Annotated in this window: 19 protein-coding genes and 1 pseudogene; 6 read left to right on the top strand and 14 right to left on the bottom strand. The window is 69.1% G+C overall.

From position 1 onward, the window contains the following. Positions 1–36 precede the first annotated feature (36 nt). Complete coding sequence (arfA, locus tag OG381_RS16755; protein ID WP_327716906.1) at positions 37–1548, top strand: arabinosylfuranosidase ArfA; 1512 nt, start codon at positions 37–39, stop codon at positions 1546–1548. 4 nt (positions 1549–1552) lie between these two features. Here the strand turns inward: arfA and OG381_RS16750 are convergent, their stop codons facing one another. Together OG381_RS16750 and OG381_RS16745 are read right to left on the bottom strand one after the other, a co-directional pair. After that, positions 1553–2662, bottom strand: coding sequence for a hypothetical protein (locus OG381_RS16750; protein ID WP_327716905.1), 1110 nt, complete (start codon positions 2660–2662; stop codon positions 1553–1555). 43 nt (positions 2663–2705) lie between these two features. Then, complete coding sequence (locus tag OG381_RS16745; protein ID WP_327716904.1) at positions 2706–5654, bottom strand: glycoside hydrolase family 35 protein; 2949 nt, start codon at positions 5652–5654, stop codon at positions 2706–2708. A gap of 93 nt (positions 5655–5747) precedes the next feature. On the opposite strand from OG381_RS16745, the gene OG381_RS16740 reads away from it, so the two are divergent. Then, positions 5748–6206 carry an RrF2 family transcriptional regulator gene (locus tag OG381_RS16740; protein WP_327716903.1) on the top strand — a complete coding sequence of 153 codons (459 nt, stop codon included), beginning with the start codon at positions 5748–5750 and terminating at the stop codon, positions 6204–6206. A gap of 72 nt (positions 6207–6278) precedes the next feature. Here OG381_RS16740 and OG381_RS16735 read toward each other — a convergent pair whose 3' ends face one another. Beyond that, positions 6279–6437: a hypothetical protein gene (locus OG381_RS16735; protein ID WP_327716902.1), complete on the bottom strand. Its 159-nt coding sequence runs from the start codon at positions 6435–6437 to the stop codon at positions 6279–6281. 245 nt (positions 6438–6682) lie between these two features. Here OG381_RS16735 and OG381_RS16730 point away from each other — a divergent pair, with 245 nt between their 5' ends. Next, entirely contained in the window at positions 6683–7333 is a 651-nt protein-coding gene (locus tag OG381_RS16730; protein ID WP_327716901.1) for a DUF4360 domain-containing protein, read from the top strand. Positions 7334–7414: 81 nt separating this feature from the next. Here OG381_RS16730 and OG381_RS16725 read toward each other — a convergent pair whose 3' ends face one another. Together OG381_RS16725 and OG381_RS16720 are read right to left on the bottom strand one after the other, a co-directional pair. After that, complete coding sequence (locus OG381_RS16725; RefSeq protein ID WP_327716900.1) at positions 7415–8101, bottom strand: DUF4232 domain-containing protein; 687 nt, start codon at positions 8099–8101, stop codon at positions 7415–7417. A gap of 219 nt (positions 8102–8320) precedes the next feature. Beyond that, positions 8321–9088 carry an intradiol ring-cleavage dioxygenase gene (locus tag OG381_RS16720; protein WP_327716899.1) on the bottom strand — a complete coding sequence of 256 codons (768 nt, stop codon included), beginning with the start codon at positions 9086–9088 and terminating at the stop codon, positions 8321–8323. A gap of 72 nt (positions 9089–9160) precedes the next feature. On the opposite strand from OG381_RS16720, the gene OG381_RS16715 reads away from it, so the two are divergent. Continuing rightward, positions 9161–10987, top strand: a complete 1827-nt coding sequence (locus OG381_RS16715; RefSeq protein ID WP_327716898.1) for a DUF3500 domain-containing protein — start codon at positions 9161–9163, stop codon at positions 10985–10987. 59 nt (positions 10988–11046) lie between these two features. On the opposite strand, the gene OG381_RS16710 is transcribed toward OG381_RS16715, so the two are convergent. After that, a complete protein-coding gene (locus OG381_RS16710) occupies positions 11047–11460 on the bottom strand; it encodes a hypothetical protein (RefSeq protein ID WP_327716897.1) in 414 nt (137 codons plus the stop codon). Positions 11461–11695: 235 nt separating this feature from the next. Between OG381_RS16710 and OG381_RS16705 the strand changes: the two genes are divergently transcribed. Then, a complete protein-coding gene (locus OG381_RS16705) occupies positions 11696–12667 on the top strand; it encodes an arabinan endo-1,5-alpha-L-arabinosidase (RefSeq protein ID WP_327716896.1) in 972 nt (323 codons plus the stop codon). Beyond that, positions 12649–14082 carry a family 43 glycosylhydrolase gene (locus tag OG381_RS16700; RefSeq protein ID WP_327716895.1) on the top strand — a complete coding sequence of 478 codons (1434 nt, stop codon included), beginning with the start codon at positions 12649–12651 and terminating at the stop codon, positions 14080–14082. The genes OG381_RS16705 and OG381_RS16700 overlap by 19 nt, the downstream gene beginning before the upstream one ends. Before the next feature lie 6 nt (positions 14083–14088). Here OG381_RS16700 and OG381_RS16695 read toward each other — a convergent pair whose 3' ends face one another. From OG381_RS16695 to OG381_RS16660, 8 genes and pseudogenes are all read right to left on the bottom strand, one after another. Then, a complete protein-coding gene (locus OG381_RS16695; protein ID WP_327716894.1) occupies positions 14089–15675 on the bottom strand; it encodes a pyridoxal phosphate-dependent aminotransferase in 1587 nt (528 codons plus the stop codon). Positions 15676–15854: 179 nt separating this feature from the next. Continuing rightward, positions 15855–16907 (bottom strand): annotated as a pseudogene (locus OG381_RS16690) (aldose epimerase family protein); the annotation flags it as partial. Positions 16908–16967: 60 nt separating this feature from the next. After that, a complete protein-coding gene (mmsB, locus tag OG381_RS16685; protein ID WP_327716893.1) occupies positions 16968–18212 on the bottom strand; it encodes a multiple monosaccharide ABC transporter permease in 1245 nt (414 codons plus the stop codon). Continuing rightward, entirely contained in the window at positions 18209–19759 is a 1551-nt protein-coding gene (gene mmsA / locus OG381_RS16680; protein WP_327716892.1) for a multiple monosaccharide ABC transporter ATP-binding protein, read from the bottom strand. Before mmsA ends, mmsB begins: the two co-directional genes overlap by 4 nt. A 44-nt stretch (positions 19760–19803) precedes the next feature. Further along, positions 19804–20910, bottom strand: coding sequence for a multiple monosaccharide ABC transporter substrate-binding protein (gene chvE / locus OG381_RS16675; protein ID WP_327716891.1), 1107 nt, complete (start codon positions 20908–20910; stop codon positions 19804–19806). Positions 20911–21052: 142 nt separating this feature from the next. Next, on the bottom strand, positions 21053–22021 hold the full coding sequence (locus OG381_RS16670) for a hypothetical protein (protein ID WP_327716890.1): 969 nt from the start codon (positions 22019–22021) through the stop codon (positions 21053–21055). A 117-nt stretch (positions 22022–22138) separates the two neighbouring features. Next, positions 22139–23143: a zinc-dependent alcohol dehydrogenase gene (locus tag OG381_RS16665; RefSeq protein WP_327716889.1), complete on the bottom strand. Its 1005-nt coding sequence runs from the start codon at positions 23141–23143 to the stop codon at positions 22139–22141. Beyond that, positions 23140–24300 carry a mandelate racemase/muconate lactonizing enzyme family protein gene (locus OG381_RS16660; protein WP_327716888.1) on the bottom strand — a complete coding sequence of 387 codons (1161 nt, stop codon included), beginning with the start codon at positions 24298–24300 and terminating at the stop codon, positions 23140–23142. The genes OG381_RS16665 and OG381_RS16660 overlap by 4 nt, the downstream gene beginning before the upstream one ends. Positions 24301–24516 lie beyond the last annotated feature (216 nt).

The following is a 24516-nucleotide window of genomic DNA, read 5'->3' as shown; positions in this document are numbered from 1 at the left end:
CCAACGATTCAGAACCACCCTCTTGGGAAGGCAAAAATGAGCACTGCCCGCTTCACCCTCGACCCGGCCTTCACCGTAGGCCAGGTCAACCCCCGCCTCTTCGGCTCCTTCGTGGAACACCTCGGCCGCTGCGTCTACACCGGCATTTTCGAGCCCGACCACCCCACGGCGGACGAGGACGGTATCCGCACGGACGTCCTTGAACTCGTTCGCGAACTGGGCGTGACCACCATCCGCTACCCCGGCGGCAACTTCGTGTCCGGCTACAAGTGGGAGGACAGCGTCGGCCCCGCCGAGGACCGCCCCCGCCGCCTCGACCTGGCCTGGCGCTCCACCGAGACCAACCGCTTCGGCCTCTCCGAGTACATCGCCTTCCTGAAGAAGATCGGCCCCCAGGCCGAACCCATGATGGCCCTCAACCTCGGCACCCGGGGCGTCGCCGAGGCCCTCGAACTCCAGGAGTACGCCAACCACCCCGCCGGCACGGCCCTGTCCGACCTCCGTGCCGCGCACGGCGACAAGGACTCCTTCGGCATCAACCTCTGGTGCCTCGGCAACGAGATGGACGGCCCCTGGCAGACCGGCCACAAGACCGCCCAGGAGTACGGCCGGATCGCCGCCGAGACCGCCCGCGCGATGCGCCAGATCGACCCGGGCATCGAACTCGTCGCCTGCGGCTCCTCCAGCCAGTCCATGCCGACGTTCGCCGAGTGGGAGGCGACGGTCCTGGCGGAGACGTACGACCTCGTCGACTACATCTCCCTGCACGCCTACTACCAGCCCGAGGACGGTGACATCGACTCCTTCCTGGCCTCCGCCGTCGACATGGAGTCCTTCATCGAGAACGTGGTCGCCACCTGTGATCACGTGGGCGCCCGGCTGAAGTCCGAGAAGAAGATCAACCTCTCCTTCGACGAGTGGAACGTCTGGTACATCTCGGAGTGGCACGAGATCGAGAACTCCGGCGCGCGGGACTGGGCGGAGGCCCCCCGCCTCCTGGAGGACAACTACAGCGTCACCGACGCCGTCGTCTTCGGCTCCCTCCTCATCGCCCTGCTCCGGCACGCCGACCGCGTCACCGTGGCCTGCCTCGCCCAGCTGGTCAACGTCATCGCGCCGATCATGACCGAGCCGGGCGGCCCGGCCTGGCGCCAGACGACGTTCTTCCCGTTCGCCCAGGCCGCCCGGTACGGGCGCGGCGAGGTCCTGGACGTGCGGGTCGACTCACCGACGTACGAGACGAAGAAGTACGGCGAGACCGACCTGCTGCACGCCACCGCCGTGCGCGGCGAGGACGGCTCGGTCACCGTCTTCGCGGTCAACCGCAGCCGGACCGAGGCGCTTCCCCTCGAAGTCGCCCTCGCCGCACTGGACCTGTCGTCCGTGGTCGAGCACAGCGCCCTCGCCGACGCCGACCCGGACGCCAGGAACACCCTCGCCGAGCCCGAGCGGGTCGCCCCGCACACGGTCGAGGGCACCGCGCTGACCGACGGCACCCTGACCGCCGTACTCGAACCGCTGTCGTGGAACGTGATCCGGCTGGCCTAGGGACTCATCGCTCGACATACACCTGCGCGGGCGGATACGGCGAGGCGGAGTTCGTGCCGACGGACCAGTACCCGCCCGTACCGGGCACCGGCGCGAGTCCGCTGAGCAGGACGGGGGCCGTGGACAGCGGGCCCCGCTCGCTCACCCACGCGCCGTTCTCCCACCGGAGGTAGTGCGCGCGGGTCTGGTCCCAGAAGTCCCAGCCCGCGATGCGGTCGGGGCCGCCCCGGTCGTCAGCGACGATCGCGGTGAGCATGCCGACGGTGAACGGGGTGGTGGCGTAGGTCCACGCGTTGCCGTCCCAGTGGCGCAGGGTGACGGACGGCGGCTTGCCGGGCGGGCCGCCGACGCCGTAGTCGTAGCCGGTGAGCCAGACGTCGTCGGCGGCGACCGGGAGCAGTCCGGTGACGGTGGGGCGCAGTCCGGCCGGGGCGGGCAGTTCGGTCCAGGTCTCGCCGTCCCAGCGGGCGACGAGTGCGGCGTCGTACACCCAGACGCCGCCGTCGGGCGCCACGCGGACGCCGGCCGGGGCGCTCCTGGGCGGAGTCGGGGGCGGGGTCACCCAGGTCCAGCCGTCGTCCCCGCCGTCGCCGCGCAGCAGTACGCAGCCGTCGCTGTTGCGGCCGGAGAGCCAGACGCGGTCCTTCGCGTCCAGCGCCACCCCGGTCAGGCTCGTCCCGTACGCCAGTCGTCCGGCGAAGAGGGACTCCTGCCAGGTCGACCCGTCCCAGCGCAGCAGCCGGGCGACGCCGCCCCTGTCGGTGCCAACAGCCCAGGCGGCGCCCGCCGAAGCGGCGACCGAGCTCAGATACCCGCCGGTGAGGCCGAGGTGGCTGAGGTCGAGGCGGGTCCACGCGCCGCCGTCCCACACCAGGGCGAGCGGCACCCCGCGGGTGCCGCCGTTGCGGCCCTCCTCGCCCACGGCCCACGCGAGGTCGGGTCCCGCGGCCGCCACGCCGAGGAGCTGGGCGGCCGGGGTGCAGGCGGGGGCCGGCACGGTCTGCCAGTCGTGCGGGCCGAGGACCCGGGGTGCGGCGGCCCTGGTGGCCCCGGTGGTCCCGGTGGCTGTGCCGCCGCTCGACGAGACCAGCCCGATCCCGGCCCCCGCCCCCACTAACCCGCTGATGAATCGCCGTCTTCGCACGAGGTTCTCCTCCTCAGACGTTCTCCACTGTCACTCCGCCCGCCGTCGCGCCCAGCAGTGTCAGCCGTACGTCCTTGGGTCCCGCCTCCGTCGTACCGTCCGAAATGACCGCCAGGGCAAGGGTGTTGGCGCCCCTGGTGCGCAGGACGCCGTTCGGCAGGACGAAGGTGTGCTGGGGGCCGACGTCGTTGATGTACTGGCCCATGTTCCAGCCGTTGAGGAAGATTTGCACCCGGTAGGCACGCTTCCGGTCGTCGTCGAGGGTGAGGGCGATCGAGGCGTCGATGCCGGGGTCGACGGACAGCCGGAAGGACGTGCGGTACCAGGTGACGCCCTGCCGCCGTTCCGCGCGCGGCAGCCGCACCGGCCTCCAGCCGCCGTCGTCGTGGCCGGGCAGATGCCAGCCCTCGCGCTCCCCGTACAGGCCGCCGTTGTTCAGCGGCCCACGCACCGGATCGGCCGCGGCCGCGCCCTGGAGCCGCCAACTCACCTTCGGCGAGGCGCCCTTGAACCGTACGGCTGTCAGTCCCCGGGCCGCCTTGTGCGTGTCGAGGGACTCGCCGTCCATGTCGTGCTGCATCCGCCGCACGAGGACCGACAGCACATGCTCGTCCCGCTCCCTCAGCTCCTCGGGCACCGCGAAGTCCGCCGTCTCCGTCCACGTGCCCTTCCGGGCCGTCTTCTCGTCCGGTACCGGCATCCGGTGGGTGCCCAGCGGCTCCCCGTCCAGCCAGGCCATCAGGAGACCCTGGGTGCCGGTGCTGTAGGCGAGGGAAACCGACTTCGCACCCTCGGCGCCGGTGACGCGGCCGCGGTACCAGACGTCGCCGTAGTGGAAGCCGTAGTCGTCCGCGAAGAGCACGGGCTGCCCCTCGGGCACCGGCGTGGTGCTGAACGAGCTCTCCTTGTCGGCCCGTCGCCACGCCGAGTCGTCGAAGTCCGGCGCGGACTCGGGGTTCTCGGTGCGCCGCCGCCAGCCCTTGTCCAGCGCGGGCAGCGACACCGCGCCCACGCCCGGCAGGGGCTTCAGGGCGATGAGGCTGTTGGTGGCGCTGACCCGGGTCGGTACCGGCTGCCCGTTCCAGGTGACCTGGCCGATCCCGCGCGGCCCCCACACCTCCAGGCCGGTCACCGCGGTCGTGTCACCGGTGAGGTGCACGGTGGAGCCCTCCAGGGTGACGGACCGCACCAGCGACGGGCCGTACACCAGCACCGTCCCGGACGGGGTCTCGTACGGCCACAGCCGCAGCGCGGTCTCGTCGTCGGCGAAGAAGATCACCAGCGGGCGCCCGGAGCCGCCGTTCTCCACCTTCACGCGGGCCAGCAGCCCGACGCCGAGCGGGGCGGTCACCCGCAGCAGACCGCGGTCGTAGATCCACGCCGGTTCCGCGTCCAGGCGGGTCGCCGTCGGCTCGTCCGGGCACTCCAGGACGACCTGGGCCATGTCGCCGTGCCGGCCGGAGAAGACGGCGATGTCCTGCCGCCCGGCGGCGACGAACATCGCGAGCTGGGCGGTGGCGTACCTCAACGTCCGCCGTCCGAGCTTCAGGTCGGTGGTGATCAGCCGGGCGTCATGGGCCGGGACGGTCATCGGCACCTCGATGCCGGCGTCCGGCAGGGGTACGGAGACGTCCTCGGCGGAGTCGTTGCGCACGACGTAGACATGGGAGCCCGTGTCGCGGTTGGTCAGGTGGTACACCTTCAGCCGGTCGTCGGGGGACGGCACGCCCTTCGCCCGGTCCAGTTTCGCGAAGTCCGGGATCTGCCGCAGCAGGTGGCCGAGCTGGTGCATCGGGGCGAGCTTCGCCGTCTGCCGGCGCCCCTCGTCGAGGACCGCCCCGTAGTCGTACGACGTGTAGACCTGCGGCGCGGGCAGCCAGCCCCACGAGGTGCCGCCGAAGGTCATGTAGACGTTGTGCAGCGTGATCCCGTTGGCGAGGTTGGTGAGATGGAAGCGCCGCTCGTACGCCGCGTCCCGGGTCCGCCGCGCCTCCTCGTACCCCTTGCCGCCGAACGCCGTCCCGCCCCACGGATCGGGCCGGCCGCCGCCGAACTCCGGGAGGAAACCCGGGGTCTTCGGGCTGGCCTTCGCGGCCCGCGCCGGCTGCGCGGCGAAGCGCCCCCAGTCCTGCGGAACCTCATCGGGCTCCGGATACCCGTCGAAGCCGTACAGCCAGCTGCCCTTCTCCCCACCGGTGTCGAACGACCCGGGCACCCAACGCCCCTCGCGGGTCTTGTCGTTGTGGAAGAGGGGTACGTCGATCCCGTCCGCCCGCACCTTCTTGTACAGGTGGGACATGTACGCGCGGCCGTCCGCGCCGGTGACGTCGTACGCGTTCTCGATCTGGTAGAGCAGGACCGTGCCCTTGCCCCTGGTGTAGAGGTGCCGGGCGGCGATCGCGTTCACCCGCGTCAACCACTCGTCGGCGTACGACAGATAGGTGGGGTCGGCGGTCCGGGCCCTGCCCGCGGTCGCCGTCAGCCAGCCCGGGAAGCCGCCCGCGTCGACCTCGGCGTTGATGTACGGGCCCGGGCGCAGGATCACGTACAGGCCGGTCTCGGCGGCCGTGCGCAGGAACAGGTCCAGGTCGCGGACGCCCGTGAAGTCGTACTCACCGGGCGCGGGGGAGTGGACGTTCCAGGCGACGTAGACGCTCACCGCGTTGTAGCCGTGCGCGCGCATCTTCTGCAGCACGTCCCGCCACAGCGACGGGCTCGGCAGCCGGAACGGATGCATCTCGCCCGACCACAGGACCAGCCGCCGCCCGTCGACCAGCAGCGAGTAGCGGTCGAAGCCGACGGTGTGCGCGCTGCCGTCGGCGCTGGGCGGGCTCGGTGGCGGGCCCGTGGGCGCGAGTCCGGGCAGGGCGGAGGACGGCAGCGCGCCGCCACTGCCGGTCAGCGCCAGGCCGAGCGCGGTCGTGCCGGCCAGTGCGCTGAAGGTTCGTCTGCTGAGCTCCACGCGAGCGTCGCCTCCTGTTGTGCCTGCGTTTCCCGGGACGCGAGGGAGGGACCATTCTCCATGCCCGGCGCGGCACGCCTCACAATGGCCCTCATGAGGATCTCGGCACGGGCGGACTACGCGGTACGAGCGGTACTCGAACTCGCCGTACGACAGGGCGAGGGTCCGGTGAAGGCGGAGGCCATCGCCGTCACGCAGGACATTCCGCACAAATTCCTGGAGGGCATCCTCGGTGACCTGCGACGCGGTGGTGTCGTCGACAGCCGGCGCGGGGGCAACGGCGGTTACCGGCTGGCCCGTGACGCGGCGAAGATCACGGTCGCGGACGTGATCCGGACCGTGGACGGCCCCATCGTCTCCGTCCGAGGTGAACGCCCCACCGAGCTCGCCTACACCGGTTCCGCCCAGCCGCTGCTGCCCCTGTGGATCGCGCTGCGGGCCAATGTGCGCCGCATCCTGGAGGGCGTCACCATCGCCGACATCGCCGCGGACGCCCTGCCGGGACCGGTGCAGGCGCTGGCGGCGGAGCCGGCGGCCTGGGAGAACCCGTAGGGCCCCTGTCCGTGAGTGCGCTCATCCGGGTCCAAGACCGTCCTCGGTTGACGCCCTGCCGTCGCGCCCCGTTCATCCGGCGCCGGAGGGTCGGCTTCCGGCCGTCCGCGCCCGACCCTCGGCGACGGATCGCCGGTCGCTGTCGACGCCCACGGTGAGGGTCGCCCGGATGGTGTTCACGGTGTACGGCGAGGGCGCCTGGACCTCGGTGGGCGGGCCGTCCGTGTGCACCCGCACATGGACGTGCGCGGCGCGCGAGGCGCGGTGCCCCGGATGGAGAATTCCGTGATGTGCGGATGTGAACAAGTTGGGGGCGGATTCGTCAACGGCCCGTTATTTCCGCAGAGTTCGGATACTGTGAAGAAACTGTGAAAAGCGCACCTGTGAATGGCTGGAGTTATAGCTGACCGCGAGGTGTGTCCCTCCCTACGGTCCGGGGTGCAACCAACCACCCCCCAACCCTTCAGGGAGAGACCATGGCTGGTGGACTCCTGCTGGGCGGCGCGCTCGCCGCTCTGCTCACCACCGCACTGCCCGCACAGGGCCCGTCCGACGGGTTCGAGGACCCGCCGCCGGACAAGATCGTCATCAAGGTCGCCACGGTCAACGGCTCCGGCTGTCCGGCCGGTACGACCGCGGTCGCCGTCTCCGAGGACAACACGGCGTTCACGGTGACGTACAGCGACTACCTCGCCCAGGCGGGCGGCAACTCGGACCCGACGGCCTTCCGCAAGAACTGTCAGCTCAACCTGATCGTCCATGTCCCACAGGGCTTCACGTACGCCATCGCCAGCGCCGACTACCGCGGCTTCGCCGCCCTCCAGTCGGGGGCGAACGCCACGCAGAGAGCGTCGTACTACTTCCAGGGCTCACCGAACACGGCGTCCCGGACACACCCCTTCAGCGGCCCCTACAACGACAACTGGCAGGCGACCGACACCACCGACTGGGCCCAACTGGTCTGGGCGCCCTGCGGAGTTCAGCGCAACTTCAACATCAACACGGAGCTCCGGGTCAACGCGGGCACGAGCTCCGCGAGCAAGGTCAGCTTCATGACGATGGACTCGACGGACGGGGACATCAGCACGGTGTACCACATGGCGTGGAAGGAGTGTCCGGAGTCGTGAGGCAGTCGTAGGGCTGTAGCGGAAAGACTCTCCCTGTGTCCCGTCGTCGGTGGCGGGACACAGGGAGTCAGTTCACGGGCGTCAGGACTGCGTTACCGGGCGCATGGCGAGGCCCTCGGTGCCCTGCCAGTAGCTCACCCACTGACCGTCGTCGGCGGGGAACGAGTCGACGGGCATGGGGACGTCGACCTCGGGGCCGGCCTCGCTCTCGCCGCCGGGGCTCCCGAGACCGAGTTTCATGAACGTCACGTCGTAGGTGTCCCTGTGGCCGCCGGTCGCCAGCAGTCCGGCATAGGCCTTGCCGCCGGGAGCGAGCGTGACGGGCTCCCCGGAGTCGGTCTCCTCCTTCACGGGGGCCGGTCCCTGCGCATCGCCGAGCGTGACCACGGGGGCGCCCTGGACGTCGCACTTGCCTTTGCCGGCGTTGGTGACGGTGAGGAGGATGTACCGGGCGTCCTCGCCTTCGCCGGGCTGGTTCGTGGCGGAGACCTTGAGGTCCTCGATGGCGCACAGAGGGGTCTCGGAGCTGTCCTCGCTCTGCTGGGCGCCGCCGCCGCCCGTATCCGCCGAGGCGGTCGAACCCGACGCCGCCGAACTCGCGGGACTCGCCGAACTCGTCGCGCTCGGCGAGTTCGAGGACCCGGCCGCGTCCGTCGTGCCCGGCTCGCACGCCGTGGTCGTCAGCAGCGCGGCCACCGCCGCGACGCCGAGGGCGTAGGGCATCCAGGCTCTGCGGCTCGTACGGTTCTTGCGGGCAGGCATGCTCATGGTGTCCCCCGTGATGCGCTGTGATCGGCCACTGCCGACTGGCGATGGCCATCAGAGTGTGCCTCGCGAACCACGCTGACCTCGCGTGTCGCGCACGTCTGTTGCCGATCAGGTACACGGAAGGGGCCGTTCCGTCGCGGCCGGGACGGGGAGGCATGACACGGCGGCCGTCCCCTTCGCATGTACGGGGAACGGCCGCCGCGTCACGCACCTACAGGGTCAGCGCTCGATGCCGAGGGTCAGGGTCCCGGTGTAGCCGGCCGAGGGTGACGTCCCCAGTGCGGTGAGGGTCAGGAGGCCGGAGGCGGCGCCTCCTTCGTCGTAGATGGAGTCCTGGGCGAGGGTGGTGCGGGTGACCGTGTTGGTCGAGTACGGCGAGAGCGCGCCGACTCTCGCGGTGATCGTCTCGTTGAAGAAGAGCTGTCCGGTGTGGAGTTCGGTGCCGCCGGTGAAGGAGCCGTCGGAGGTGAGCGTGACGCCGGTGTGCACCTTGACGTGGATGTGGACGCACCGGCCGCGGTACCAACCCGGGTAGACGGTCGTGATGGTGGCGACGCCGCTGGAGTCGGTGAGGACGCCGCCGCGCAGGAAGGTGCCGTTGTCGGGCTCGTTGTGGCCGTTGTTGCCGACGTAGCCGGAGTACTCGCCGAGGGCGTCGCAGTGCCAGATCTCCACGAGGGCGTTGGGGATCACGGCGCAGGTGTCGTCGTCGACGACGGTGAGGGCGAGGTTGAGCCGGAAGCCGGTCTTGTCCTCGCGGATGTCGGCGCGGACGAGTGCGCCGTCCAGGTAGTAGGGGCCTTCGGTCATCTCCTTCGTGAGGGTGCAGACGGCCGCGGCGGCGACGGGGGCGGTGTCGGCCGCGTCGGCTGTGGGGGCTTCGGGCGCGGCGGCGGTCACGGCGAGAGCGGCTGCCGTGGCTCCGGTGGCGATCAGTACGGTGCGGCGCCCGATCGGGGTGGGGGTTGCTTCCGAAGTGTCTGTCATGAACACGGCACCATAGGAAGGGATGCTGTCCGTGGGCTGTCAGTTCGGCAAAGTGACGAAACGTCAAGTTCCTTGTCAGTCAAGGGCTTTGGGTTCAAGTCCCTGCCGCTGGCGCGGTACGGGGAGGTGCCGAGCATTCTGGGACTGGTCGGGGACGTGCGCGGTATCGACATCTCCGGTGAGATGCTCGCCGCGGCCCGGCGGTTCGAGGAGCGCGAGCCGCTGGGGGTGCGGTACGAGGTCGGCGATCTGGCCGAACTCCGTCCCCGCGAGCGGCGCTTCGACATCGCCACGGGGGTCCAGCTGCTCAACTACGCCGTCGTGCTCGCCCAGAACCCGGACTACGGCATGGACGACCCGGCCCTGTCCGAGTACGGCTTCCGCTGCGAGTCGACCGGCGAGGAGGCAGAGACCGGACCGCGCGTAAGGATCACGGCACTGCTGGACCCGCCGGTCTCGTTCGTCTGGAGATGCTGCGCTGCCGGGCCTGACGAGGGCGCCCACGGGGAACTCACAGGCTTCTCCCACCGGCGCTTCAGGTCGGTCACCGAGTTTGGGCTCATGCACGGACACCGACCCCGCACTCCCGAAACCGAACGCAGCCGCCGCTGGTTCATGAACAAGGCGCTGCTCGCCGGCGGAGTCGCCGCGATGGCGACCATGACCGGATGTTCCTCGAGCTCCTCCGGCACCGCGAGCTCCGGTTCCTCCGCCGCCCCCGGCGGCATGCCCTCCGGCGGACCCGGGGGAGGGGGCGGCGGCATGGGCCCCGGCGTCTCCCAGACCAAGTACGCGGACGTCGTGGGCGTCACCACCGACGGCGAGGTCGTCGAGGACCTGTACGCGATCCACTCCACGGACGTGTCCACGGACGCGCTGGTCAAGGCGGCGCAGGCGTTCCTGGACGGCCTCTCCACGAAGGAGCGCACATCCTGCACGTTCGACATCGACGCCGACGAATGGACGGCGTGGAGCAATGTCGACGGCTACGACCGCAAGGGCGTCCGCATGGGCGACCTGACCGAGAAGCAGCGCGCCCTCGGCTACGCGCTGCTCGGCAGGGCACTGTCCGCCGACGGCCTGGCCCGGACGCGCGGCATCATGAAGCTCAACGCGTTCCTGGGCGACTCCAACGGCGGCAATCAGAAGACGCTCACCGAGGGCCACTACTTCTTCACCTTCATGGGCACCCCGTCGACCACCAAGCCCTGGGGCTTCCAGTACGAGGGTCACCACGTCGCCATCAACTACTTCGTCCTGGGCGACCAGGTCGTGATGACGCCCACCTTCATGGGCTCGGAGCCGACGACGGCCACGTACAAGGGCGAGAAAATCACCCTCTTCCGGCCGGAGACCAAGGCAGGCCTGGCCATGGTGCGCTCCCTCACCTCCGCACAGCGCGCCAAGGCCGTCTCCTCGCAGTCGAACGGCAACGAGGACATGAAGGCCGGTGCGGGCCAGGACAACCTCAAGCTCGCCTACGAGGGTGTCCCCGGCTCCGGCCTCGGCTCCGCGCAGCGCGAGAAGCTGCTGGACCTGGTCCGCGTGTACGTCGGCTACCTCGACGAGGGCCACGCCGAGGTGAAGATGTCCGAGGTGGAGGAGCATCTGGACGACACGTACTTCTACTGGATGGGCGAGACGGAGGACGACTCCGCGTTCTACTACCGGGTGCACAGTCCGGTCGTCCTCATCGAGTACGACGCCCAGGCCCCGCTCTTCTACAAGGGGGACACCGCGTCCACGAGCCCCAGCTCCTCCGCGAGCTCCGACGGCGGCGGCATGGGCATGGGCGGCGGTACGCCGTCCCAGGAGCACATCCACACCATCGTCCGTACGCCCAACGGCGGTGACTACGGCGTGGACCTGCTGAAGTTGCATCTGGCGAACGACCACTGACGGCCACTCAGGGCTGTGCCCCCGGCCCGGTCCCGGGCTCGGGGGCACAGGCGTGTGCCTCAGTTCGCGGCGCAGGCCAGGTGCCAGCCGCCGTAGGAGCCGCTGACGTAGGCACCGTCGTCCACGTGACCGACGCGGAAGTAGAAGCAGGCGTTCTCGTTCATGTCGGTGTCGTAGACGTAGGCGTTGTCCAGGTTCCAACCGGTGTAGCCGCCGGTGTAGTCCACGTTGATCTTCGTGTCGCCGGTGGACGGATTGCCCGTCGTGGGGTTCGTGTACTGGAGGCGCACGCCCTTGCCGTCCGTACAGACGTCGATGATCTTGAAGGTGTCGCCCACGTCGTAGAAGTACGCGGCCCCACAGGAGTTGCTGGACGCGGCCGTGTAGGTCTGGGCGTACGACGAACCCGCCGTCCCGATCACGAGGGCCGCCGCGGCGAGGGCGGGTATGGCGAGGCGTCTGAGCTTGGGCATGCCGGTGTCTCCTTGCAGGGCAAAGGGTGGTGAGCGTGGGGAGTGTTCACGCGATATCCACGTGGTGAACGGACTATGCCCAATATTTGATCTCTGGACAAGATCTATCAGGTTGCGAACTCCTGTGACTGTCAGGGCCATTGACGCGCAAGGGATTCGATTCTACGGTCCGTCCGAATTGACGATCGTCGTCCGGTATTTCGGACGACCTCCCCTTTCCGTCAAGGAGGCCCGTGTGAGCCGCACCTCGCGCGTCCGAACCACCCTCCTCGCCCTCCCCGCAGCCCTTCTGCTGGCCCTGATCCCCAGCAGCGCCTCCGCGTACCCCAACCCCGGGACGGTCACCGGCTCCACGGTCGTCCACGACCCGACGATGATCCGCACATCGGCGGGCCGCTACCTGCTCTACGGCACCGGCGGCGGGCTCGGCTACAAGACCTCGACCGACCGGATCGCCTTCTCGGCCGGGAGCGACGCCTTCACGGCCAAACCCGGTTGGTGGTCGTCGTACGCCACGGAGGCGTGGGCGCCCGACATCTCGTACCACGGCGGCACGTACCTGATGTACTACGCCGTCTCGACCTTCGGGTCCAACAAGTCGGCCATCGGGCTCGCCACTTCGACCACCGGACTGCCCGGCTCCTGGACCGACCGCGGCACGGTCCACACCTCCACCACGTCGAGCGACTACAACGCCATCGACCCGAATCTGTTCGTCGACGGCGACGGCAAGTGGTGGCTGTCGTTCGGCAGTTGGTGGACCGGGCTGAAGATGATCCAGATCGACCCCGGCACCGGGAAGCAGCTCTCCTCCAACACCACCCGGTACTCCCTCGCGTCCCGCCCCACCGGGACCAAGGCCGTCGAAGCGCCGTACATCGTCAAGCGCAACGGCTACTACTACCTCTTCGCCTCGTACGACACCTGCTGCGCCGGCACCAGCTCCACGTACAAGGTCAAGGTCGGCCGCGCCACCAGCGTCACCGGGCCGTACTACGACAAGAACGGCGTCTCGATGATGAACAACGGCGGGACGCCCGTCCTGGAGTCCCACGGGCGCTATATCGGCCCCGGCGGACAGTCGATCATGAGCGACTCCGACGGCGACCTGATCGTCTACCACTACTACGACGGCAACGACAACGGCACCCCCAAACTCGGCATCAACCTTCTGAACTGGAGCAGCGGATGGCCCGTCGCCTACTGACCCTGCTGGCCGCGCTGGTCCTCGCCCTCTCGCTCGGGCAGTCCTCCGCGAGCGCGGCCTCGTTCGCCAACCCGGTCAAGACGCAGAAGGGCGCCGACCCCTGGATCTCGTACCACGACGGCAACTACTACCTGCTGACGACGAGTTGGACCAACGTCATCACCATGCGCAAGTCCGCCACCCTGGCCGGGCTCGCCACGGCGCCCAACCTCCAGGTGTGGACGGGCGACGCCGCCTCGCGCTGCTGCAACATCTGGGCGCCCGAAATGCACTTCATCAACGGCAAGTGGTACCTGTACTACGTCGCCGGGCAGAACGTCTCCGACTACAACCCCACCCAGCGCACCCACGTCCTGGAGAGCGCCGGGTCGGACCCGACGGGCCCGTACACCTACAAGAGCCAGCTCAACTCGGCCTGGATGCTGGACCCCACGGTCGCGACCATCAACGGCCAGCTGTATCTGTTCGGCAGCGCGAGCGGCGGCGGCACGCAGAACATCGTCGCGGCGCGGATGTCCAACCCGTACACCCTGGCCACCGGCTTCTCCACCGTCTCGACGCCGACGTACGACTGGGAGCGCAACGGCACGGTCAACGAGGGTCCCGAGATCCTCCAGCGCAACGGCCGGACCTTCCTCGTCTACTCCGGCAGCGGCTGCTGGACCCCCGACTACAAGCTCGGCCAGCTGACCTTGACGGGCTCCGATCCGCTGGCGGCCTCCTCCTGGACGAAGAAGTCCACCCCGGTCTTCCAGCGCAACGACTCGGCGGGCGTCTACGGCCCGGGCCACAACGGCTTCTTCACCTCTCCCGACGGCACCGAGAACTGGATCGTCTACCACGCGAACGACTCCGCCTCCGACGGCTGCGACAACGGCCGTACGACCCGCGCGCAGAAGTTCACCTGGAACTCCGACGGCACGCCCAACCTCGGCACGCCGGTCGCGCTGGGGGCCGGCCTGGCCGGCCCCTCGGGAGAGCCCTCGGCCACCTCCACGACGTACACCATCACCAACCGCAACAGCGGCAAGTGCCTTGACGTCGCCGGGAGTTCGGCGGCCGACGGCGCCAACGTCCAGCAGTACGCCTGCGGTGGCGGCAACAACCAGAAGTGGCGCATCGAGGACCAGGGCGACGACACCAGCCGCCTCGTCAACGTGGCCACCGGCAAGGTCCTGGACACCGCCGACTGCTCCAGCGCCGACGGCGCCGACCTGCGCCAGTGGTCCTGGCTGAACAACACCTGCCAGCGCTTCCGCTTCGTGGTCACGGACAACAACTGGGTGAGAATCGTCAACCAGGCCACCGGCAAGGTGGCGGACGTGGCGAACTGCTCCACGGCGGACGCGGCGGACGTACGCCAGTGGACGTGGCTGAACAACACCTGCCAGCAGTGGAAACTGAACCCGGTCTAACGGGGCTCAGCCGGTCTGCCCCATCCCCGCCGCGTTGGGCCAACTCTGAGCCTGAGGGTTGGGCCACCCCGACGCGGGGGCGGGCGTCAGCCCGTTCGTCCCCCGCACCTGAGCCGCGGTGAGCCCGCCCCGTGCCGGAACCCCGGGCGGGGTGGGCCCCTGCGGCGCGGCGAACGGCGACGGGCCGGCGGCCGCGGCCGCCGGTGCGACCGGCATCTGCGCGGCGGCCGGCATGGGCGCCGGCATGGGCGTGGGCATCGGCATGGGGGTGGGCGCGGGCATCGGCGTGCCGTACCCGTTCGACTGGTCGTAGGACGCGGCGGCGGCCGCCGGCATCGGCGCGGCGACCGGCATCGGCTGGACCTGCGGAGCGAGCGGCGCCCCCGCGCCGTTCGTGGAGCCGACCAGCCGGTCCACGGCCGCCGTACCCGAGCTGTAGTTGGTCCCGTTGGCCAGCTCGGGCACGGCGGCTCCCCTCCTGGTCCCGTAGAGCACCTGTTCCAGGCCGGACACCAGGCGACGGACGTCCACCTGGGGGCGCACCACGAGTCTCAGGAAGCGGCTGGACGAGCCGATCTTGTTGCCGCACTCGCGGACCAGGATCCGGTGCTCGGTGAGCAGTCGGTCCCGGACCACGGTGCCTTCGGCGCCCACGGGGAGGCGCACGAAGAGGAAGTTTCCCTGCGAGGGGTAGACGGTGAGACCGGGCAGCGAGGCGAGCTGGCTCGACATGTCCAGCCGGTCCCGGTACACCTGCTGGAGGCTCTGCGCGTACTCGGCGCCGTGCTCCTTGAGCATGAACACCACGTACTCGGCGAAGGCGTTGAGGTTCCACTTCGGGAGCATCGAGCGGACCCGGCCGGCGAGCGACGGGTTGGCGACCATGTAGCCGAAGCGGATGCCGTGCAGACCGAAGTTCTTGCCGAGCGAGCGCAGGACGATGACGTTCGGGCGCAGCATGGCCTCCTGCACCACCGAGGGCTCCGCCTCCGCGTCGGCGAACTCCAGGAAGCTCTCGTCGATGACGATCAGGTCCAGATCCGCCATCGCGTCCATGAACTGCACGATCGCGTGCTTGTGCAGGAAGCCGCCGTCGGGGTTGTTCGGGTTGCAGATGACGGCCGCCCGGGTCCCCCTGGCCCGGATGAACTCGGCGTACTGGGCGAGGTCCAGGGCGAAGCCGCTGGATTCCTGGAGCGGGAACATGTCGACGCGCTTGCCGGTCTCCATCGGCTGGTCGGTCCAGCGGCCGAAGGTGGGGACGGGGATGGCGAGGGACTCACGGACCAGCAGGTGGTCGATCCAGGTGATGAGTTCGGTCGAGCCGTTGCCCATCGCGACGGCCTGCGGCGGCAGTTGGAGCAGATTGCAGAGCTCGGAGGTGATGGTGTCGGCGCTGCTCGGGTAGTACGTGATGATGTCCCGGAGGCGGCTGGACATCTCGTCCCACATCCCCGGTGTGGGGAAATACGGATTGACCGGAATGCAGAAGTCGATCGGTCCCGCACCGTCGCCGGCCGCCCGCGTCAGCGCCGCCATCGACGGGCTGTGTGCCGCGGTGGCTCGGAACAGCGAGGTGACGTTCTCGGCCATGGAACCTCCGTATGGGGCGGACCCGGTGGGGACGACCGGGACCGTCGTCTTTAGGTGGCCCGCGCGGGGGAGCACGGGCCGCCCCTACATACGAAGGCTGCGGTGGCACTGTTCAACCGCTGAGAAACGGGTAAGAAATTGTGCGTTACCTGTGAAGAAGTTTCACAGGTGACGCGGCGTCACGCGTGGAACGAGTGAATCGTCGTCGTGCGGTACGTCTCGCCCGGTCGCAGCACGGTCGAGGGGAACGACGGATGGTTCGGGGAGTCAGGATAGTGCTGAGTCTCCAGGCACAGCGCGTCGCCCTGGCGGTAGCTGCGTCCGCCCGGTCCGACCAGGGTGCCGTCGAGGAAGTTGCCCGAGTAGAACTGCAGGCCGGGCTCGCTGGTGGCGATCCTCAACGTGCGGCCGGAGGACGGGTCGTGGAGGGTCGCGACGGGCTCCGGTTCGGCCGTGACGCCCTTGTCCAGCACCCAGTTGTGGTCGTAGCCCTTGGCGGCGAGCAGCTGCGGGTGCCCGGCGCGCAGGTCCCGGCCGATCGGCTTGGCCGCGCGGAAGTCGAAGGGGGTGCCCTCGACCGGTGCCACTTCGCCGGTCGGGATCAGACCCGGGTCGGTGGGGGTGTAGCGGGACGCGGCGAGCTGGAGCTCGTGGCCCTCGATCGTGCCGCTGCCCGCCCCGGCGAGGTTCCAGTAGACGTGGCTGGTGAGGTTGACGACGGTGGCCCTGTCGGTGGTGGCCTCGTAGTCGATGCGCCAGTCGCCCTGCTCGGTGAGGGTGTACGTCACCTTCGTGCGGAGCGTGCCGGGGTGGCCCATCTCGCCGTCGGCGGAGGTGTAGGACAGGCGCAGTCCGACGTCGGTGCCGTCGGTGAACGGCTCGATGTCCCACACCCGCCGGTCGAAGCCCTCGGCGCCGCCGTGCAGGCTGTTCTCGCCGTCGTCGACGGAGAGTTGGTACGTCTCGCCGTCCAGGGTGTAGCGGCCCTTGCCGATGCGGTTGCCGTAGCGGCCGATCAGCGCCCCGAAGTACGGGCTGGCGGCGACGTACTCCTCGATCCGGGCGAAGCCGAGGCAGACGTCGGCGTACCGGCCGTGCCGGTCGGGGACCTCCAGGGACTGCACGATCCCGCCGTAGGACAGGACCTTCAGACGGGTGCCGCCGTTCTCCAGCGACCAGCGGTGGATCTCGGTGCCGTCGGCGAGCTCGCCGAAGAGTTCCTTCACCGGTTCTGCTCTCCTCCCATGGGAAGGGCCCCGCCTTGCGACGGGGCCCGATCCGGTCGATCCGGTCTACGAACCGGACTTGCGCTTGTTCCAGACGTCGAAGCCGACCGCGGCCAGCAGGGCCATGCCCTTGATGACCTGCTGCCAGTCGGAGCCGACGCTGAGGAGGTTCATGCCGTTGTTCAGGACGCCGAGGACGAGACCGCCGATGATCGCGCCGAGGACGGTGCCGACACCGCCGCTCATGGACGCGCCGCCGATGAACGCCGAGGCGATGGCCTCGAGTTCGTAGTTCAGACCCGCCTTCGGGGAGGCCGCGTTCAGTCGCGCGGCGATCGCCAGACCCGCCAGGGCGGCGAGCGCGCCCATGTTCAGGAAGACGAGGAAGACGACCTTCTTGTCCTTCACACCGGACAGCTTCGCCGCCGGCAGGTTGCCGCCGATCGCGTAGATGTGACGGCCGAAGACGGCGTTGCGCATGAGGTAGCCGTAGCCGACGACCAGTCCGCCCAGGATGAGGAGGATGATCGGCGCGCCCTTGTAGCTGGCGAGCAGCATCGTGACGACGAGGACCGCGGCGACGATCGAGACGAGCTTCAGCAGGAAGAGGTTGCGCGGCACCACGTCCAGGGCGAACTCCTGCTGGCGCTTGCGGTCCCGGATCTCCTGGAGGACCACGAAGACGATCAGGACCAGGCCGAGCAGCAGCGTGATGTTGTGGTAGTTGGTGTCCGGGCCCGTCTCCGGCAGGAAGCCGTTGCCCATCTTCTCCAGGCCGCTCGGGAACGGGCTGAGGGTCTGGCCCTCCAGCAGGATCTCCGTGAAGCCACGGAAGATCAGCATGCCGGCGAGGGTCACGATGAACGACGGTATGCCGAGATACGCGATGAAGAACCCCTGGATGCCGCCCGCCACCGCGCCGACCACCAGGCTCAGCGCCACCGCGACCGGCCAGGACACGTTGTGCTGCACGGTCAGCACGGCCGCGAACGCGCCCACGAACGCCGTCAACGAGCCGACCGACAGGTCGATGTGGCCCGAGATGATGACCAGCATCATGCCGATCGCGAGGATCAGGACGTAGGCGTTCTGGAGGACCAGGTTGGAGACGTTGCGCGGCTCCAGCAGGACGCCGTCGGTCCAGACGGCGAAGAGGGCGACGATCAGGCCGAGGGCGATCAGCATGCCGTACTGGCGCATGTTGCGGCGCAGGCCGTCCAGCATCAGCTGCAGCAACCCGCTGTCGGAGGACGGTCCTCCGCTCTTGCCGGGCGGGACCACCGCCGGGCTCTTGGTCACGTCGGTGCTCATCGGGTTACCTCTTTGTCCTTGGTCATCTGGCGCATCAACGATTCCTGCGAGGCCTCTTCCCGAGAGAACTCGCCGGTCAGCCGGCCGGCGGCCATCGTGTAGATGCGGTCGCACATGCCGAGCAGTTCCGGCAGCTCGGACGAGATGAAGACGACCGCCTTGCCCTGGGCGGCCAGCTGGTCGATGACGGTGTAGATCTCGAACTTGGCGCCCACGTCGATGCCCCGCGTGGGCTCGTCCAGGATCAGCACATCGGGACCCGCGAAGATCCACTTGCTGAGGACGACCTTCTGCTGGTTGCCGCCGGACAGCTTGCCCACCGGCTCGAAGACGGTCGGCGCCTTGATGTTCATGGTCTTGCGGAAGCCCTCGGCGACCTTCCGCTCCTCGTGCTCGTCGACGATCCCCCGCTTGGCCACCTTGCCCAGCGCGCTGAGCGAGATGTTGCGGTTGATGGTGTCGATGAGGTTGAGGCCGTAGTGCTTGCGGTCCTCGGTGACGTACGCGATGCCGTGTCCGACCGCCTCGGACACGGTCTTGGTACGGATCTCCCTGCCGTCCTTGAGGACGGTGCCGCCCGCGTGCCGGCCGTAGGAGCGGCCGAAGACGCTCATGGCGAGTTCGGTACGTCCCGCACCCATCAGGCCCGCGATGCCGACGATCTCCCCGCGCTTGACGTTGATCGACACGTCGTCGACCACCTTGCGCGCCTGGTCGATCGGGTGGTGCACGGTCCAGTCCCGGATCTCGAGCGCCGGAGCCTCCTCCGACTCGCCCTTGTACGCGGTGCGTTCGGGGAAGCGGTGGTCGAGGTCGCGGCCGACCATGCCGGAGATGATCCGGTCCTCGCTGGTCCCCTCGGCCTTCACGTCGAGCGTCTCGATCGTCTGCCCGTCGCGCAGGATGGTCACCGAGTCGGCGACCTTGCGGATCTCGTTGAGCTTGTGGGAGATGATGATCGAGGTGATGCCCTGCTTCTTCAACTCCAGGATGAGATCCAGGAGTTTGCCGCTGTCCTCGTCGTTGAGAGCCGCGGTCGGCTCGTCGAGGATGAGCAGCTTCACCTTCTTCGAGAGCGCCTTGGCGATCTCCACGAGCTGCTGCTTGCCCACGCCGATGTCGGCGACGCGGGTCTCCGGGTGGTCGCTCAGACCGACCCGGCGCAGCAGCTCACTGGCGTGCCGCAGGGTCTCGCGCCAGTCGATGAGCCCGCCCTTGGCGTGCTCGTTGCCGAGGAAGATGTTCTCCGCGAGGGAGAGGTAGGGCACCAGCGCGAGTTCCTGGTGGATGATCACGATGCCGCGATCCTCGCTCGCGCGGATGTCCTTGAACGCGCAGCTCTCTGACTCGAAGAGGATCTCGCCCTCGTACGTGCCGTGCGGATGGACGCCGGAGAGCACCTTCATCAAGGTGGACTTGCCGGCGCCGTTCTCACCGCAGATGGCGTGGACCTCGCCCTGCCGGACGGTCAGTGTGACGTCCGAGAGCGCTTTGACACCGGGAAAGGTCTTGACGATCGAGCGCATTTCCAGGACGGGTCCCGCCATGGTCGTGCCTTCCAATCTCTGTTCTGTCTACAGGCGGTGCAGGACTACTTGAGGTCGCCCTCGGTGTAGTAGCCGCCGTCGACCAGGACCTGCTTGTAGTTGCTCTTGTCGACGCTCACCGGCTTCAGCAGGAAGGCGGGGACGACCTTGGAGCCGTTGTCGTAGGTCTTGGTGTCGTTGGTCTCCGGCTTCTTGCCGTTCAGGACCGCGTCGACCATGCTGCCGGCGACCTTGGCGAGCTCACGGGTGTCCTTGTAGACGGTCTGCGTCTGCTGGCCCGCGATGATCGACTTCACCGAGGCGAGCTCGGCGTCCTGGCCGGTGAGGACCGGGAGCGGCTTGGCCTTGGTGCCGTAGCCGTCGGACTTCAGCGCCGACAGGATGCCGATCGAGATGCCGTCGTACGGCGAGAGGACCGCGTCGACCTTCTTGCTGGAGTACGACTTGGTGAGGATGTCGTCCATGCGCTTCTGCGCCGTGGCGCCGTCCCAGCGCAGCGTGGTGACCTGGGTGAGGCCCGTCTGGCCGGACTGGACGACCAGCTTCTTGCTGTCGATGTACGGCTTCAGGACGCTCATCGCGCCGCCGAAGAAGTACTTCGTGTTGTTGTCGTCGTTGGAGCCGGCGAACAGCTCGATGTTGAAGGGGCCCTTGCCCTCCTTCAGACCGAGCTTCTCGACGATGTAGTTGGCCTGGAGCTCGCCGACCTTGGTGTTGTCGAAGGAGGCGTAGTAGTCGACGTTGGCCGTGCCGAGGATGAGGCGGTCGTACGCGATGACCGGGATGTTCGCGTCCTTGGCCTGCTGGAGCACACCGTTGAGGGACTTGTTGTCGATCGCCGCGACGATGATCGCCTTGACGCCCTTGGTGATCAGGTTCTCGATCTGCGAGACCTGGTTCTCCGGGTCGTCCTCGCCGTAGACCAGGCTGGTCTTGTAGCCCTTGGCCTCCAGGTCCGCCACGACGTTCTTGCCGTCGGCGATCCAGCGCTCGGAGGACTTGGTCGGCATCGAGATGCCGATGGTGCCGCCCTTGGCGCTGCCCGATTCCTCCGCACTGCCTCCTTCGCTGTCCTGGCCGCAGGCGGACAGGGTGAGAGCGAGGACGGCCGAGGTGGCTATGGCGGAGAGGGCGGCTCTGCGGTTCAGCATGATCATCTTCCTTGATGTTCTAGAGGCCATGGGGCGATCCGGCGGTGCGGGCGCCTGTCGGTGGTGCGGGGTCGACCGAGAGAAGTTGTGTCGGAGTCTGTGTGACTCCGTGGACTTCTGTGAAGGGGCGTTGTCCGGAACGTTATGCAGGCGTTTCGAATCGCTTGAGCGCGCCGGGCAGTCGCGAGCCGAGCGGCGCCATGTCGCCGTCCGCTCCGTGCCGTGCGAGCAGGTCCAGGGCGAGCCGTCCGCGCCGCACTCTTTCCTTGGCGGTGGACAGCGTGAGCTCGCGCATGTGATGCCCGTAGGGGTAGATCCCCGGAGCCTTCGACAGGCCGAACTTCAGATAGAGCGGGGCGCCGCGCCGGATCAGCTCGGCGACCTCGTACATCCGCACATAGCCGCCGAGGTCGTCGGGGGCCTCGATGTACATGTCCATGGGAGCGCCCGACACCCGGCGGATCTCGGTGAGGTGATCCAGTGTCAGGTCGCTGGGTACGTTGATCGAGTCGCCGCCGAGGTTCTCGTAGACGGCGTACGCGGCCGGGTTCACCGGTCCGATCAGCGCCGACACCTTCAGGGTCGTGTCGGCCGGGATGATCCCGGCGACCCGCGCCCGGTGCAGCGCCCACAGCACGCCCTCGTCGGCGACGAGGAGGCACTTCACACCCAGCTCGGTGGCGCGGACGGCGTCCTCGACGCACCCGGCGACCGCGTCGTGCCCCCGGGCGCGCAGCCCGCCGCCCCGGGAGTCGGTCCGGGTCGAGCCGCCGATGTCCCAGGTGCCGCGGGGACCGGTGAACAGGCAGAGCTCGATGTCGCGCTCGGCGGTCGCCTCCACCATCTCGGTGATCTCGGCGTCGGTGAGCATCCACACGCCGCTGCCCTGGCTGACCCGGTGCACCGGCACATCGAGCCGCGAGGTCTCCTTGAGGACCACGGCGAGGGCCTCGGGGCCTTCCACGGAGGGCACTTCGGTGCGCCAGCGGCCGCCTCCGGGGAAGGAGTGCGGGGAGGCGTCGGCGGGATCGTGCGCGGGGGCGTTCAGGCCGAGCGCAGCGAGCGCCTGCTCACCGGGTCGTCGGGCCGCGCTGGCGGTGGTCTCGGTCACAAGCTGTCCTTCAGGTTCGATATTTCGGACGAGGGTCGCGGCTCTGGGGAAGGCCTTGGGTGTACGCCGGTACGAAGTCGTCAGGTACCCCGCACCGGCGTACGGCTCAGAGGTGTGTCACGGCCGCAGGAGGACCTTTCCGACCTTCGGGTCGCCGGACCCCACCAAGTCGATGGCCTGCGCAAACTCATCCAGCGGCAGCTCGTGCGTGACGAGCGGCAGCGGATCGAGCAGCCCGGCCCCGAAGACCCGCACGGTGTGCGCCCAGGCGTCCGGCGGCGCCCCGAAGACGGTGTGCACCTCCAGCTGCCGTACGACGAGATCGGTCGGGTCGAGGCCGTCGGCACCCGGTGCCGGGATACCCGTGAGGACGAGCCGGCCACCGCGCCTGAGCAGCGCGGCCGCGGTGTTCGCGGCGGACGCCGACCCGGCGGTCTCGATGACGACGTCGAAGTCGTCGGGCAGCTCCTGGTCCCGGGTGCGGAAGTCGGTGGCGCCGAACCTCTTCGACAGCTCCGCACGGTCCGGGCGGGTACCGACCACCAGCAGCTCCGAGGGCGAGCCCGCCTTCAGGAACTGCACGGCGAACATCCCGAGCGTGCCCGTGCCCACCACGGCGACCCGCTCACCGGGCCGCGCGTTCGCCTTCAGCGCGGCGGCCGCGATGCACGCGGCGGGCTCCAGCAGCGCCGCCGCCGTCAGGTCGGCGTCGTCCGGGAGGGCGTGCAGCAGCCGGGCCGGCAGCGTGAGCGTGGTGGCCATGGCGCCGGGCTGGGTGAACCCGGTCTCCTCGTAGCCCGCCGTGCACAGCGTGGTCTCACCCGCGTGGCAGCGGTCGCAGACCTGGCAGTTGCGAAAGCCCTCGCCCACCACCTTGCGGCCGACCAGCGAGGCCGGAACCCCGGACCCCACCGCCTCGACCGTGCCGGACCACTCGTGGCCGGGGGTGAGCGGGTAACGGACGTACCCCTCGGGCCGGTTGCCCTGGTACACCTCGCGGTCGCTGCCGCAGATGCCGACCGCGTGGACGCGGACCAGGGCCTCCCCGGCCGCGGGCTCGCGAGGGGTGTGTACGACGAGCTCGTGCTCGCCGGGCGCCGCGACGACGACGGCGGTGCTCACTGCTCGGTGCCCTTCGGCTTGCGCTGCTCCCAGCCGTCGGCCCACAGGTCGAAGCGGGCCTGCTGCTGCGGGAACTCCGCGGCGGCGTCGACATCCAGCTCGACTCCGAGCCCGGGGGCGTCGGAGAGGTGGAAGTAGCCGTCCACGACCTGCGGGGCGCCCTTGACGACCTTCTTGATGTCCGCGTCGGCGAAATCGTTGAAGTGCTCGAGGATCTTGAAGTTCGGCGCGGTGAAGCCGACCTGGAGCGAGGCGGCGGTCAGCACCGGTCCACCCACGTTGTGGGGCGCGACCAGCATGTAGTGGGTCTCGGCGGTCGCGGCCAGCTTCCGGGTCTCCCAGATGCCGCCGATGTGGCCGACGTCGGGCTGGATGATGTCCACGGCCTGGCTCTCGAAGAGCTCGCGGAACTCGATGCGGTCGTGGATCCGCTCACCGGTGGCGACCGGCATCTCGACCTTGGCGGCGACCTTCTCCAGCGCCTTCAGGTTCTCCGGCGGCACCGGCTCCTCCAGCCACGCGGGCTTGAAGGGGGCGAGGTCCCGGGCCAGGCGCACGGCGGTGGCCGGGGAGAACCGGCCGTGCATCTCCAGCATCAGCTCGGCGTCCGGGCCGATGGCGTCCCGGACGGCCTCGATGAGGGAGACGGCGTACATGCTCTGCTCGTGGTCCAGCTCGAAGTGCCCGGTGCCGAAGGGGTCGATCTTGAGCGCCTTGTACCCGCGCTCCATGACCCCCTGGGCGGCCTTGTGGTAGGCCTCCGGGGTGCGCTCGGTGGTGTACCAGCCGTTGGCGTACGCCTTGACCTTGTCGGTGACCTTGCCGCCGAGCAACTGCCAGACCGGCACGCCCAGGGCCTTGCCCTTGATGTCCCAGCAGGCCATCTCGATCACGGCGATACCGGACATCACGATCTCGCCGGCCCGGCCGTAGTCGCCGTACTTCATCCGCTTGACGAGGTCCTCGACAGCGAACGGGTCCGACCCGAGAATGTGGTTGGTCTTCGCCTCGTGCAGATAGCCGAGCAAGGCGTCGGTGTGGCCCAGCATGCGGGTCTCGCCGACTCCGGTGAGTCCCTCGTCGGTGTGCACCTGGACGTAGGTCAGGTTGCGCCATGGCGTCCCGACCACGTGCGTGCTGATTCCCGTGATGCGCACGTCAGCTACTCCCTAGTACTTTCCAGCTTGTTCGAAATTTCGGCTCACGTTCGAAATGCTGGCCCGACCGTAAGGACGACGTGGTGGGGGTGTCAATGGGTCGGGTGGTCGAACGGCGTAACGGTTTTGGTGACGTGCACAACCGTCCGGCATCTCAACTCTCCCAGCCAGGCGCGTTATTCAACCGTGACACCTTCCCTGCTGCAGCCCTCTTGA

The organism is Streptomyces sp. NBC_00490, assembly GCF_036013645.1.
In the GTDB taxonomy this organism is placed as follows: Bacteria; Actinomycetota; Actinomycetes; order Streptomycetales; family Streptomycetaceae; genus Streptomyces; species Streptomyces canus_F.
Note: the sequence above shows the minus strand (reverse complement) of the source record. Positions and strands in the feature narration are given on the sequence as shown.

Bases quoted from the DNA above. Each gene is read 5' to 3' on its own strand.
- arfA (WP_327716906.1), top strand. From the start codon at position 37: ATGAGCACTGCCCGCTTCACCCTCGACCCGGCCTTCACCGTAGGCCAG.
- OG381_RS16740 (WP_327716903.1), top strand. From the start codon at position 5,748: ATGAGGATCTCGGCACGGGCGGACTACGCGGTACGAGCGGTACTCGAA.
- OG381_RS16730 (WP_327716901.1), top strand. From the start codon at position 6,683: ATGGCTGGTGGACTCCTGCTGGGCGGCGCGCTCGCCGCTCTGCTCACC.
- OG381_RS16725 (WP_327716900.1), bottom strand. From the start codon at position 8,101: ATGAGCATGCCTGCCCGCAAGAACCGTACGAGCCGCAGAGCCTGGATG.
- OG381_RS16720 (WP_327716899.1), bottom strand. From the start codon at position 9,088: ATGACAGACACTTCGGAAGCAACCCCCACCCCGATCGGGCGCCGCACC.
- OG381_RS16710 (WP_327716897.1), bottom strand. From the start codon at position 11,460: ATGCCCAAGCTCAGACGCCTCGCCATACCCGCCCTCGCCGCGGCGGCC.
- OG381_RS16700 (WP_327716895.1), top strand. From the start codon at position 12,649: ATGGCCCGTCGCCTACTGACCCTGCTGGCCGCGCTGGTCCTCGCCCTC.
- OG381_RS16695 (WP_327716894.1), bottom strand. From the start codon at position 15,675: ATGGCCGAGAACGTCACCTCGCTGTTCCGAGCCACCGCGGCACACAGC.
- mmsB (WP_327716893.1), bottom strand. From the start codon at position 18,212: ATGAGCACCGACGTGACCAAGAGCCCGGCGGTGGTCCCGCCCGGCAAG.
- mmsA (WP_327716892.1), bottom strand. From the start codon at position 19,759: ATGGCGGGACCCGTCCTGGAAATGCGCTCGATCGTCAAGACCTTTCCC.
- chvE (WP_327716891.1), bottom strand. From the start codon at position 20,910: ATGCTGAACCGCAGAGCCGCCCTCTCCGCCATAGCCACCTCGGCCGTC.